Origin of the sequence: Acinetobacter sp. YH12096 (assembly GCF_013419215.1) — a bacterium.
In the GTDB taxonomy this organism is placed as follows: domain Bacteria; phylum Pseudomonadota; class Gammaproteobacteria; order Pseudomonadales; family Moraxellaceae; genus Acinetobacter; species Acinetobacter amyesii.
Map to the genome: position 1 here is coordinate 67,849 of NZ_VPAM01000009.1, position 13,400 is coordinate 81,248.

Consider the following 13,400-nt stretch of genomic DNA (forward strand, 5'->3'; position numbering starts at 1 on the left):
GTTCCTGCCCTCGGTCTTTCATTTTTTTGCGTTGTCTTTTTCATAGACAATTCATCTTTGTTCGATAGGCATACTACACTGCCGAAAACCCATTTCCCAAATCTTATATATTTCATAGAGTTAAATATAAAAACAGGGGTTTTTGAAATATTTAGTTACACTAACTTTGGAATATTCGCTCTAAATGTGAATTTTTTTGAAAAATAGCTGCAAATCCGCCTCATTCTTTAGTCTAAGGAAAATTGCACTGCATAATATTTAATCTAAATATCAACCAAATTGATTAAAAATCAGTCTTATCAATTTTAGTATTTAATAATCAAGGCATTAAATTATTTTATTAGCTCATTGCGCCTCAAAGTCATAATGTGAATCAAAACACGGTTTTATTATTTATTTTATCTTAATTCTCAATTTATCCCTATTTGCAGGGATAGCGTCGAATCACCCCACTCTCAGATAATAAAAGCACGACATACAAGCACAGTAATTCACTGTATTCGCCAAAATAATCACAATATTTACAAAACCTTAGCTAAATAAATCTGCGATTACTGTTCTACCGTCATTATGCTTTGGGGAAAGATCATGACAAAATTTAAAACTATCATTGGGGCTGGCTGCCTCTTAAGCTGTCTCAGCTTCATTGCCTGTGGCGACAACGACCAATCGACAACAGATTCGACGATTCAAGAAGAGGAAGTAGACTCACCGACTGTCATCTCGAATCCACCACGTTTGAAAGCCAATGCACAAGGTGAGCATGAACTGCTGATTGCCTATAAACGCCAAGCCTTATACGACCCTGAAACGGGTGAAAATGACCTATTACAGGTCAGAGGCTATCTGACTAAACCTGAACTCTGGAACTCGAAAAATAGCGATGGCAGTGTTTCGGATGTGTTGGTTGGCCCACAAATTCGTGCGAAACAAGGTGACAATTTAAAAATTCATCTGGTCAATCATCTCCCTGTTGAATCGACGGAGACCTGTCCAAGTCCAGTGACCAATATTAACCAAGGGAACTGTTTTAACACCACAAATTTACATACACATGGTCTCTGGGTTAGCCCGCAAGGAAATAGTGACAACGTATTTTTGAGCTTAAAACCTCAGCAAGATTTTCATTACGAATTTAAGATCGAACCGAATCATCCTGCGGGAACATTTTGGTATCACTCGCATGTGCATGGTTCAACCGCGATTCAGGTCTCAAGTGGCATGGCTGGCCCTTTGATTATTGAGGGCGAGCGGAAACCTGTCATTCGTCAGGGGCAAATTCAGCAGACTGGAGATTTGGACATCTTATGGAAAAATCAAAAAAACCAGCAGTATGACCATGAAAAAATCATGCTATTCCAGCAGATTCAATACAATGAAGATTGCGACAGCAATTTAAGCCAAGTGAATGGCACACCCTGCCTCTATAGCTTAGAAGATTATTCAAAACTCGATATACCAACCTCATGGGCGGATGAAAATCGTTTTACCAGTATCAATGGCAAAATGTTTGGTGAAATTAAGGTGGATCAGAACCAATACCACCGCTGGCGTATGATTCATGGCGGTATCCGTGACACCATTGGTTTGACCATCAAAGAACTGCCTGATTCTGCGCTCTTTACCGCAGAGCAAACCCTGAGCGAATGTCAAAAATATCAAAGCAAGTCGATGTCTTCACAGTTTAAAACGCTGAAAACATTACCGTTATATACCCTTGCACAAGACGGCTTGACCATGGGGAAAATCCAAAAGCAAGGGATTGAAATTTTTCAACCGGGTTATCGCTTTGATGCCATGCTCGCCTTCCCGACCACCAATAAATACTGTGTATACGATACCAAGCTGAATCTAGAAGATGAAATTAATGCGCCTGAATCAAGTCCGCTACTTCGTCGCGCACCGGAAGAAAAACTCAATACGCAGCTCCTCGGTTGGGTCAATGTGCAAGCAACCCAACTACCACAGCAAACGCCGTTTAACTTCTTAAAAAGTCAGGCCACCCAACTAAAACTGGCACCAGAAGTGATTGCACAGCTCGAACAGGGTGATTTATCAGCCTTTATCTCGCATGCGAGTTTAATGACTGCTGAAGTCGATGAAATGCTCAAAACAATGGCGAAGCAAATCACCAACTTTGACATTTTGTTCAATGTAGATGGCAGCTTTAAATTTGGTATTCGTCATGCCGAAGAAGGCACCTTGATCAGCTTTGGTGACGCCTACCACGATGAAGACCATACCCACCACAGCTATGTCCGCAAGCTTCCAATCGGGCAAACCCAAGAGTGGGAGTTGAGCAGTAATGTTGCCAGTCATCCCTTCCATATCCATGTCAATCCATTCCAAGTCGTGAAAATATTGAATGAAAATGGTGTCGATGTCAGTGCCATCGGCAGCTCAGATAAAGATGGTGCGGGAAATATTGACTCGCAATATCATGGAATGAAAGGCGTTTGGAAAGATACGCTCTTTGTTAAACAGGGCTATAAAATCTTTGTACGCAGCAAGTACGAAAAATTTGAAGGCGACTTTGTGCTGCACTGCCATATTTTAGACCATGAAGATCAAGGCATGATGGAAACCGTACGTATTTGTGGCGACCAATATGATTGTAATAGTGAACCGCCTTCACATCATTCCTCTATGGATATGACTGCAAGCGATATGCCGACACACAATCACTAAGACCGATCTATGCTGTACAAAAGCCCATATCAATATGGGCTTTTTGTTTGCCTAACACTGCGGCTTGCTGCAAAATAACATGATTAATGATATCTAAAATTTATACTGAGGCTGGTCATGACAACGTCTATGGCATTCACATCTTTTTCTCTCAACGGTGTCGATGCACAAAAATTTCTACAAGGGCAAGTTACTTTGCATGTTGAACGCCTTGAAGAAAATGCAACACGTTATACTGCAATCTGCGACCTCAAAGGCCGTATTCATTTTGGTTTATGGCTCACTAAACACAGCGCTGAAAGTTTTTCTATTGTCACTACAGCAGATCAAGCCGAAGAATTTGCCAAACATATTAAAAAATATGGTGCATTTTCTAAGATGAAACTTGAAGAAACTGGTACAGTTTTTCCAAGTTTAGTCGGTGATGAAACGACATTTGCTTCGGAACCGACGGATGTTGTTGCATGGGAAATTCAAGCGATTCAAGCGGGTCAGGCATATATTGACCAAGCGATTGAACATGTGTTCCAACCGCAAGAGTTACGTCTACATCAGCGTGAAGGCGTCCACTATGACAAAGGCTGTTATTTGGGTCAGGAAGTGATTGCACGTTTATGGTTTAAAGCCAAACCAAAAGCTTGGTTGCATGCGATTTCAGGTACAGGTACTGCTCCTGCACAAGGCGAACAGCTGAATAAAGGTGTACAAGTCGTCAATAGCGCGGCTGTAGAAAATGGTTATGTAGCATTGGTTGTTGCTCGTCCAGAAGCTTTAGAAGAGTTAGATGTGACAGTTTTAGCCTTGCCTGATGCATTGAATGGTGATGTGGCGCGTCCTGCTTAAGCATCTTAATTTTTAAAATAAGAGCCAAATTACAAAAGCTGTTTGGCTCTTATTCTGATTACTATTTAAAATTACAACAAACTATAAAGATTTATAAAAATGCTCATCCCTTTCCCATTTCGCTTTTTCTTATTGAATTGCCTCATTCTCTTCAGTTGTTTTATATCGCCAAATATTTATGCCGAGATAAATTCAGCGGTATTGGAAGAACTAAAAAATAGCAATGTGGTCGATCAAACCAACTCGCTTTCCCGCGATGAAATTGCCCAGTTAAAAAAGCAAAACGAGCAGCTTTATCAGCAAAAGCATGTCGACTTTAAAATTTTGATGATTCCCTCGACCAATGGAAAAGCTATTGATCAATATGCACTTGAGATATTCAATAAACTTAAAATTGGCAATGAGAAGCTCGATAACGGCTTACTACTTTTGGTTGCAAAAGATGATCGTAAAATGCGGTTCGAGGTAGGTTATGGTTTAGAGGGAGATTTCACTGACCTAGAAGCTGGACGCATAATTCGACACACACTCGCTCCAAATTTCCAAAATAATGACTATTTTAATGGCTTTAAAGAAACACAAAAAAAGTTACTAGATAAATCAATTACTCTTGGTAAACCTAAAAACGAAGATCAAAAAATAGATCACATTCTAAAAACAATAGCTGGAATATTTCTATCATTCTTATTGTGTATCCCACTCTATTGGTGTTACACAAAAGTGATTATTAAATTTGGTACTAATGGTGCCTTAGGTGCTTTTATTGGACTCCTTATCTTTGAAATTTTTATTCATCTTTTGATTTTTGGTTATTTAAATTTTGGAAAAATTGCATTTTTACTTTGCGCATCTATTCCTCTTTATGCCCCTTTTATGTTGACTATATTTCTTCCCTTCAATGAACCATACAGATTACTTAAAACTATTTTATACAGCTTACCACTTCAGATTTTTGCTTTATTTGGCTTCGGCATTTTTTACTTCATCGAATTCTATCCTCAAATATCATTCATTATATTAACATCAATAACCACTTGTTTTATTTTACTTTTATTAAGATATGCAGTGTTTTTATATCGATTCAGAGCAGGGACTGAAAATACCTATCTCACCGCTTTTTATAATCAATATTTACAAGAAAAAGCACGTCAAAAAATGTTGGATGAACAATATGAGCGTTTAAATCCTTTCAATAAAACGAGCGAATCAAGTCAGTCTTCTTCCTCTAGTTACAGCTCTTCATCGTCAAGCAGCAGTTCTTCATCAGGAAGCAGCTCAAGTAGTTCTTCCTCATCTTCCTCACGAGATTCAGGAGGAAGCTCAGGCGGCGGCGGCGCATCGGGTTCATGGTAATACCTAAAACGAAGTTGCGATTAAAGATTAATTTTTTAAAATCCAATCACTCAAAGCCAAAGCCTAAAACTTTGGCTTTTTATCACTCATTTTTCTCTCACATAGTAAATCACCCCTGCCCGATCATCCGAAAAATAAAAAGATTTTTCATCGATTTTATAAATATCTGCTGGTCGCCCATGCACCGTTTTCCCGACTAAAAAGCCATCCATAAAGGTTTCAAGTTTTTGTCCTTTACGCATAATTGCAATTTGATAGCCATGACCAATCGCCTCGTCGGTAGAGCCATGCAAGGCCACTAAAAATGTATTTTTAATGGTGGCATCGGTATGAGGGTCATCAAAATAATCAAAACCCAATGCAGAGGAGTGCGAAGGAAAATAAGCATAGGGCGATGGAACATTTTTACAGCCTGATGCACGTTTAAATTTAGCATCCGCCAAGACTTTGCCCTGCCATGAATAACATGCGGGCCAGCCATAATCGGCATCCCGCTTTAACGCATAAAAAGTTTCATCTGGCTTTTTACTTCCCAAATGATCAGAACCTTGATTGGTCGCAAATAGAAATCTACCGATCCATTTTAATCCAACTGCATTACGCAAACCTGTCGCATAAATCCGTTGCTCTGAACCATCAGGATTCATCTCGATGACGGATGCTCGCACTTTTTCTTTTTCTACACAGGCGTTACAACTCGAGCCAACCGACACATAAATCTTTCCATTTCCACCGACTGCAATCGTCCGTGTCAGGTGCCAACCGCCATATTTATAACTCAAACCATAATCGGGAAATGTCGCTAAAACTTCTGCCTTACTCGAAGGCTGAGTTTCTCCTTTGTTGAATTTTTGTCGTGTCAGTTGGTGCGTTTCCGCCAAATAAAGCCAATCCTGTCCTTGAGCATCGGTATAAAACTGAACTGAATTTGGATTTCTCAAACCAGTCAAATAAGGAATGATTTTGCCAAATTTACCTGTGTCAGCATTCCAATCATCCAATATATACACAGTACCTTTTTTATTATCTGTTAGATCATACATATCCGTGACAAACATTCTGCGATCAGGCGCTTGCGCAAAAAAGCGTACCCGTTTGAGACCTTCAGCAGCAGGAATGATCTCGAAATTTGCAGGCAAATTTAAAGAAAACTGCTTGCCATTTTTTAAATGGATTGGATGCGGAACAAGCTTGGGTTGTTGAGCCCAACTGGTTATTGAGCAGACGAAACCAAGGATCAAGATGGCGCTTATTTTTATCATATTTAAATACATCTCAATGAATCATGTATATCTGTATTCATCATAGATGCCTTGTATCTATTTTATTCAATTTATATTTTTAGAAAATATTATACTTTTGAAAATTAAGGTTTTTTAAATCACATACGCTGGTGCAGTACACAACAAACAAAAATAAGGAGGAACTTTATTCCCCCTCACGTTTTCGTTTTTAAATCATGATTTTAATCAAAATCCATGAAATAACTTATTCATATCTTTGCATACATATTCTTTAAAATGATAGGCGCGCGCATGTTTAGCATCAAATTTAGCTTCCAAATCGCCTTTTTTGAAAATATAAACACGATCCTCTTTACTGACTAAAAACTCTGCACCCAGTTTCATCAAAAGCGCATCAATTTTATCTTCATCTGCAATCGATTCATCTGCATTAATTTTATCGTAATTGCGTTTAATGCCTTTAATAAACATCGCGCTGCCTCTGAGAAAATAACAATGCGCGATTAAATCAGAGTCCTGCTTTTTTGCAAAGGCTTTTGATGCAATAAAGTCGTAGCATTTAAAGTGCTAACGGCAATCAACATTATTTTATAAAAACGCTTTAAATCACAATTCCTCACTTTACATTTACGTAAATCTACCTATGATGTAAAAACCGACAAAAATAACCACCAAAACACATAAACGGAATTATGTGCATGATTTACAAAAGGTTTTAAGATGAAAAAAATCCTACTTGCAAGCATTTTGGCAATGAGCACTCAATTGGCTTTTGCTGAAACTAAAACAGATGCCGTCGATCCTGAATTTGCTAAAGTGGAAGCCATGGTCAAGGCCAAAGATATGAATGGCGCCTACCAAACACTGAGCAAGCTTGCAGCAAAAGGTAATGCTCAGGCCATTTATAATTTGGGCTATCTTACTCAAACAGGTCAAGGCGTAGCGAAGGATGAGAAAAAAGCCATCCAACTCTATGAACAGGCTGCAGCCAAAGGCTACCCTGTTGCTAACTATGTTTTAGGTAAAAATTATGCAACGGGCACACTGGGCTTAAAACAAGACACCAATAAGGCCAAACAATATTTAGAACGCGCATCTTCGGCAGGTTTTGACGATGCCTCCATCGACTATGCCATTTTACTTTTTGCAGAAAATAAACCTGAGTCAGATAAATTGGCACTCAGCAAACTTGATCCGCTGATTAAAAAAGGCAACTACCCTGCGATTCATGCCAAAGCACTTTATGACATCAGTGCGGGCTTTAAAGCTAAAAATGAAAAGCCTATTCAGCAAGGTCTAAATAGCATTCAAGAGTTAGCAAAAAAAGGCTATGTCCCTGCATTGATGGCGGTAGGCAATATGTTTGTAAATGGCAATATCATCCCGCAAAATTTGCCTGAAGCTAAAAAAATATTTAGCGCATTAGCCAAAGAAAATATTCCGCAAGCGAAAGAATCTTTGGCAACCGTGGATAAAATGATTGCTGAACAAGCTAAAGCACCTAAAGCCAATGCGAAAAAGAGTTAATTAAGCATTAAAAAAAGCCCTGCATATGCAGGGCTTTTTTCATAGGTTAATGCAAATCTTGATCTGATCAAAATCACGCCCACCACAAACTGATTAATACGCCCGTTACGACAAAACCCAAAATTGTACTCATCAATAAAGGCGTTAAGGTCTTTTCATTTAAGCCATACACTTGTCCTAGCATGGCAAAAATCGTCGGCATCGGCAATGCGGCAATAATCGTCCCTGCATATAACATCTCTTGGCTGACATCGGTCAAATAGCGTAAGCCTAAATAAGTCAGTAAAGGCATCACCAAGTTGCTTGAAATCACCAAATAGAAGCTCTGAGCATTCACATACTTTAAGCTCATACCGACAATTCCCCCACCAATAGCAAACAGCGCCAGTGGTGAAGCCGTTTGACCTAACATCGCCAGTACATCATTGATTTGATGAGGTAAACGAATTTGGAAAACTGCAAAACCAATCCCCAGCATTACCCCTGCAAAGAGTGGATTTTTTAACAGGGTCAATAAGGTATTTTTGATGATGTCGCCAATATTGGCTTTTTGCTGTGAACTTCCTAATTGCGCAAGGACCAGCACCGTTGGAATCAGCAGCACACTTTCAATGATGACGATTAGTGAGGTATAGGTCATCGCATTTTGACCGACCAACAAGCTTAGCACTGCAGTGCCAATTAAGCCTGTATTTGACATGCCAGCGCCTAATGACAGTACCGCTGTTTGCGACATATTATTTTTAAAATGTGTCGACAATAGCCAATAGGCCATACCATACAGTAAAAACGTGACTCCGGTATAAACAAAGAAATAGCCGGGATACCAAATTTGATGCAAATCTTTAGAAGCTAATGACTGAAAAAACAAAGCCGGCAGTGCAATCTTAATCACAAATGCACCAATGGTTCCGACCTGTTCTTTACTCAATAAACTGCATTTTACAGACAGATATCCCAAGGCCAAAAGAAAAAAGATTGGACCAATCACCTCAAAGACCATACGAAATATCCTGTGTAATAGACTCTTCCATCCACACCCTCAACCTGAGAGTGTGGATCGGACCTCTATTTTGAAAATTAGAAAGCCGTAAATTGACTTCTTTGTGCATGCGGCTGACAGCGTAAGTACTGCGGAGAAATTTTTAAATTTTCACCGAGTTCTGCAGCAGCATGCCATGGCCAACGCGGGTCATATTGAATTGCACGAGCAAGACCAATCGCATCTGCCATGCCATATTGTAAGATGCCTTCGGCTTGCATTGCTTCGGTAATTAAACCCACAGCAATTACGGGAACCTGAACGGCTTGCTTAATAGCTTCTGCAAAGGGCACTTGATAACTGGCTTGTAATTGAATTTTTTGCGCAACATCTAAGCCGCCACTAGAAACATGAATATAGGCTGTGCCTAGTTGTGCAAGCGCTTTTGACAAACCAACAGCCGAGTCTAGATCCCAACTCGGTGCTTCAGTATATTCCATCCAATCAGTTGCGGAAATACGTACCCCTATTGGATAATCTTCAGGAACGGTATTTTTCATGGCTTGGAACACTTCAAGCGTCAGCCGAATGCGATTTTCCAGACTGCCACCATATTCATCGCTACGTTGATTCGACAATGGTGACATAAATTGATGCAGCAAATAACCATGTGCAGCATGTAGCTCAATTAAGTCAAAGCCCGCATCTACTGCACGTTTTGCTGAATCGGCAAAGTCTTGAATGATCTGCTGGATTTCATCTCGGCTTAAAGCATGGGGGGCATGATCTGTGGCATTAAAGGGCAAATCACTTGCTGAAACAGTTTGCCATCCTTGAGGGTGATCTGGGGGTAATTGTCCACGTCCTGCCCAAGGTTTATCTGTCGATGCCTTACGACCCGCATGTGCCAGTTGGATAGCAAATGGCATAGGTGAAAGTGATTTCACCTTGGCCAATAGTGCCTTCATCTGTGCGCGTTGCATATCATTCCAAAGGCCGAGGTCTGCATAGCTAATGCGCCCCTCTGCCTGTACAGCCGTTGCCTCGACGATACAAAGTCCGGCACCTGACAAGGCATAATTCGCCCATTGTTGCTCATGCCAATAGCTTAACTCCCCTTGCTCATTGGCTGAATACTGACACATGGGTGCAATCACGATTCGATTACTCAGCCCCAATGTTCCAAACTGAATTGGTTGAAATAACAACGCCACATCACTCTCCTTTTAGAAGGCTTTGGTCACACTTAATCCTGCACTCCAATTCAAACCATCAGCGGGTTCAAAGAAGCGTCCGTTTCCATCATTGACGATCACTGAGCCGACATAGTTCTCATCAAACAAATTATCTGCACGTACATAGGTTTTAACTTTCCAATCAGCTTGTTTCCACACAAAACCTGCGTTGGCAGAAACCACGGTATAGCTCGACGCGGCATCACTGTTGGCATCATCGACATAGACTTTATCCATATAGCGAATATCTAGGCCGGCATTAAAGCCAATATCTGGCTGCCAATTCAGTGCGGCAAACGCTTGGTTTTTGGCAATACCCGGTATATAGGTGCCTCTGACGACATCACTGTCAGGTATTGCGGCATCAAATGTAGCATCGATATAACTGTAGCTTGCTTGCGCACTTAAATCTCGCCATAGCTGTTTATTCCATGAAAGCTCAACACCTTCACGTAAGGTTTTATCGGCATTTTTATAGATTGCACGACCATTGATACTTCCTGCAGAGACGATGTCATCTTGAGTTTTGCTTTGGAATACCGCTGCAGTGAAATTCCCCCATGCATTTTGTGATTTAAGCCCAAGCTCGTAGTTATCGCTACTGGCTGGTTTTAAATCAAAATTCATGCCGTCATCTTTAGAATAGGCCATTTCTGTAAAGGTGGGTGTTTCAAAACCCTTGGCATAACTGACATAGGCATTCAGTTGAGGCGCAATATTCCAACTTAATGCTGCTGAAGGTAAAACTTTGTCATAGTCAGTTTTACCGCTGTCATCCTTATTTAAACCCACGACATATTTATCATCAGATTCATAATGAACATTGCTATATCGTAGCCCTGTATCTAAAGTCCAATTGGGTAAAAAATTCCACGAAGCTTGTACATAGGGGTCTAAATTCCACAAGGTGTTATTTTCATTTCGACGAATATTGCCTTTCTTGCCAAAATTTCCATTGGCATCAAAATTTTCATAGCCCTTACGGTCTTCATCCATATAATCAAAGGCAAGGCCTGCAGTAAAACGCGTATTCGGCAAGAGGTCTTTGCCTGTCCAGCGAATATCTGTTCCATAATAATCACGGCTAAAATCAATCACACCACCTGCATGGCGCGCATTATTTTGTGGATTTTTGGGGATGGACTGATACTGCACCACATCACGTTGCCCCATATATACCATTGCATTAAGTTCATGCTGATCATTCAATGGTTTTTTCCACGTCAACCCAGTTTGAGTTTGGCTAATTTCCTTACGTACATCATAAGTATTATTGGCATCATTAACTTGTTTCGGATTTTGACGCAATTGCTCCCGATTCAGACCTTGTGGGTCATCGGCATTGATATCCACATGATTCACAATCCAATTGACCTTGGAACCATCATCCAGATCCCAAGTCAGTTTTGCATTGCTGAGTACCTTATTTGCAGCACTATGATCACGGTAACCATCAGTTTCAAAATAAGAAGAACTGACAACATAGCTAGGCTCATTGGCCCGTTCTGAGCCACCTTGCAGCACAATATCAGCACGACTTTTATGATGACTGCCGCCCGAATAGCCGAGTTCGATAGAGTCTTTTCCAGTACCTTGCTTGGTTGTTGTTAAGATTGCCCCACCCGAAGAATTACCGTATAAAGAGGAAAATGGCCCACCCAATACCTCGATATGATTTAAGCTACTCATATCGATATTTGATGTCTGTCCCTGACCATCCGGCATGGTCGCAGGGATTCCATCAACATATAAACGGATACCACGCACACCAAATGTTGAACGTGCGCCAAAGCCTCGCATAGACAGTTGCAAGTCTTGTGCATAGTTTTCACGGTTATTCAGTTGTAGTCCGGGCACACCTTTTAAGGTTTCAGACAGATTCACACCCGTATTGTTATTATTTTCAGCCTGCTGTACCCGGTAGACCGATGCCGGTGTTTTTAACCATGTGGTATTGGTTCGTGGTGCTTCAATGGTAATCTCAGGAAGTAAAACAGGTTCCGTAGAACCTGTTTCTGCATACAGCTGCTGGCTAATACATGCCGTTAGGCAAAGTAAATGTGTCTTAAATGATGTGACGTTAAATTTACTTTGCATAGAGCACCTATTTTGACATTAGAATATTACCTTAGAGCTTAAACCAATTAGGAAAGCATCATCAACCCGATTTGTTGAGCCTGGGTTAATCACATATTGTAAACTTGGGCGAATCATCAACCATTTCGTCGGGTTATGGCTATAGTTCAACTCGACATTATATTCTGCGCTTGCATCAAATTTCTCAGCAGAAAGTCGATCATTGACATGCACACGGTTCACGCCCAAGCCAACCATATCGTTTGGTAAACGATCGGCCAATCCAATGTATTTCAAACCCAACTGCTGTGAGTTATCAACTTTTGTGGTGACACGATCATGCCAAGTAAAATTAGCAAAGCTATGCAAGCCACGTTTGCCTTCACCAGTAGACGTTAACTGTTGCTCAATCGCGACCCAACCACCAAAGGTACGATCTTCAGCTTCACCCGAAATAATGTCTTTTTGATTTTTTACATTATCTGCAGTGTTGTACATCGCACCAAAGCGGTAGCTCCCCGGTAAGCCATTTACAAATGATTTTGGTGTCCAAACCAATTCTACGGGAATAGTTACGCCATCAGCATGATCTGTATCTAGACTCCAACCTTGACCTTCTGCTTTGGCATTACCATTGTCAGGGTTAAATTCATAAACACCGACTTGTGCCGCAAGTTCTGGCGTTGCTTGGTATTTCACACGTCCACCCCATTGTGAAACTGGAGTATTCATCCACATAGAACCTTGCCATTTACCCATTTGTGCAGCACAAAAGGCATTGCTGGCAAAATCACACGCCATCACGTTAAAGTCCATACCGACACCAAGACGACCGGCTTTAACACTAATACCTTGTTCTTTAAAATTCTTTTCAATCGATAATTCAGTTAAGCGACTGTCCTGATTACCACGACCAAAATTGGCTTGTGCATTTGCCAATTGAGGAACATCCCCTTGCAAATCACGAACTGAGGTACTTTGACCTTGACGAGCAGTCATTACAGCACGCACAGTCACGCCATCCCAACCTGCGAGTTTTTCCATATCAAGCTGTGTACCTAACCACAATTGGCTGGCTACCGTTGCTGAATGTCCCGGATTACGACCGCCATCGGCAAGATAGGCAGCATCAGCAGCAATATTGGCCTCAAACTTCACACCTTGTTGTGCAAGTTCGGTACGTTTACCATCCCAATCCCCGAGCATGTACTGACCTTTAGTGTCGAATGCTTCTGCGGCGTGAACATGTGTCATGGCTGCTGCAACAAATGCAGGTAGAAGAGCTAGACTGTATTTTTTCATGGTAAAACCTAAATCTGGAGAGAGTCTCTAGACAAGCCACAAGGCTTGAAATCTAATGTTGCAAAAATTACATAATTTTTCACGTTCTATCTCAGCATTATTTTTATCATTAACAAAACTTTAATTTATCAATAAATGATTTTAAATAAA

The 13,400-nt window shown here is 40.7% G+C and carries 10 protein-coding genes; 4 read left to right on the forward strand and 6 right to left on the reverse strand.

The genetic code is table 11. The features are described from left to right. The first annotated feature begins 588 nt into the window (after positions 1-588). The 3 genes from FTU36_RS05830 to FTU36_RS05840 all read left to right on the forward strand — a co-directional run bounded on the left by FTU36_RS05830 (position 589) and on the right by FTU36_RS05840 (position 4,884). Positions 589-2,688 (forward strand): multicopper oxidase family protein, encoded by a 2,100-nt coding sequence (locus FTU36_RS05830; RefSeq protein WP_180059321.1) that lies wholly within the window; start codon positions 589-591, stop codon positions 2,686-2,688. Between the two features lie 117 nt (positions 2,689-2,805). Beyond that, a complete protein-coding gene (locus FTU36_RS05835; RefSeq protein WP_257224795.1) occupies positions 2,806-3,531 on the forward strand; it encodes a folate-binding protein YgfZ in 726 nt (241 codons plus the stop codon). A gap of 99 nt (positions 3,532-3,630) precedes the next feature. Continuing rightward, the gene (locus FTU36_RS05840; protein WP_180117053.1) at positions 3,631-4,884 is read left to right on the forward strand and encodes a YgcG family protein; all 1,254 of its coding nucleotides are present in this window, start codon (positions 3,631-3,633) and stop codon (positions 4,882-4,884) included. Between the two features lie 86 nt (positions 4,885-4,970). Here the strand turns inward: FTU36_RS05840 and FTU36_RS05845 are convergent, their stop codons facing one another. Together FTU36_RS05845 and FTU36_RS05850 are read right to left on the reverse strand one after the other, a co-directional pair. Further along, on the reverse strand, positions 4,971-6,146 hold the full coding sequence (locus FTU36_RS05845; protein ID WP_180117055.1) for a sorbosone dehydrogenase family protein: 1,176 nt from the start codon (positions 6,144-6,146) through the stop codon (positions 4,971-4,973). 207 nt (positions 6,147-6,353) lie between these two features. Beyond that, entirely contained in the window at positions 6,354-6,599 is a 246-nt protein-coding gene (locus FTU36_RS05850) for a hypothetical protein (protein ID WP_078191141.1), read from the reverse strand. A 249-nt stretch (positions 6,600-6,848) separates the two neighbouring features. Here FTU36_RS05850 and FTU36_RS05855 point away from each other — a divergent pair, with 249 nt between their 5' ends. Next, positions 6,849-7,655: a tetratricopeptide repeat protein gene (locus FTU36_RS05855; RefSeq protein WP_111884806.1), complete on the forward strand. Its 807-nt coding sequence runs from the start codon at positions 6,849-6,851 to the stop codon at positions 7,653-7,655. A 73-nt stretch (positions 7,656-7,728) separates the two neighbouring features. Here FTU36_RS05855 and FTU36_RS05860 read toward each other — a convergent pair whose 3' ends face one another. The 4 genes from FTU36_RS05860 to FTU36_RS05875 form a co-directional block, all read right to left on the reverse strand. After that, positions 7,729-8,658 (reverse strand): AEC family transporter, encoded by a 930-nt coding sequence (locus FTU36_RS05860; protein ID WP_180117057.1) that lies wholly within the window; start codon positions 8,656-8,658, stop codon positions 7,729-7,731. Positions 8,659-8,735: 77 nt separating this feature from the next. Then, positions 8,736-9,851 carry an NADH:flavin oxidoreductase/NADH oxidase gene (locus tag FTU36_RS05865; RefSeq protein WP_180117059.1) on the reverse strand — a complete coding sequence of 372 codons (1,116 nt, stop codon included), beginning with the start codon at positions 9,849-9,851 and terminating at the stop codon, positions 8,736-8,738. Positions 9,852-9,863: 12 nt separating this feature from the next. Next, positions 9,864-11,969 carry a TonB-dependent receptor gene (locus tag FTU36_RS05870; protein WP_180117061.1) on the reverse strand — a complete coding sequence of 702 codons (2,106 nt, stop codon included), beginning with the start codon at positions 11,967-11,969 and terminating at the stop codon, positions 9,864-9,866. An 18-nt stretch (positions 11,970-11,987) separates the two neighbouring features. Beyond that, positions 11,988-13,250, reverse strand: a complete 1,263-nt coding sequence (locus tag FTU36_RS05875; RefSeq protein WP_180117062.1) for a carbohydrate porin — start codon at positions 13,248-13,250, stop codon at positions 11,988-11,990. Positions 13,251-13,400: the final 150 nt, after the last annotated feature.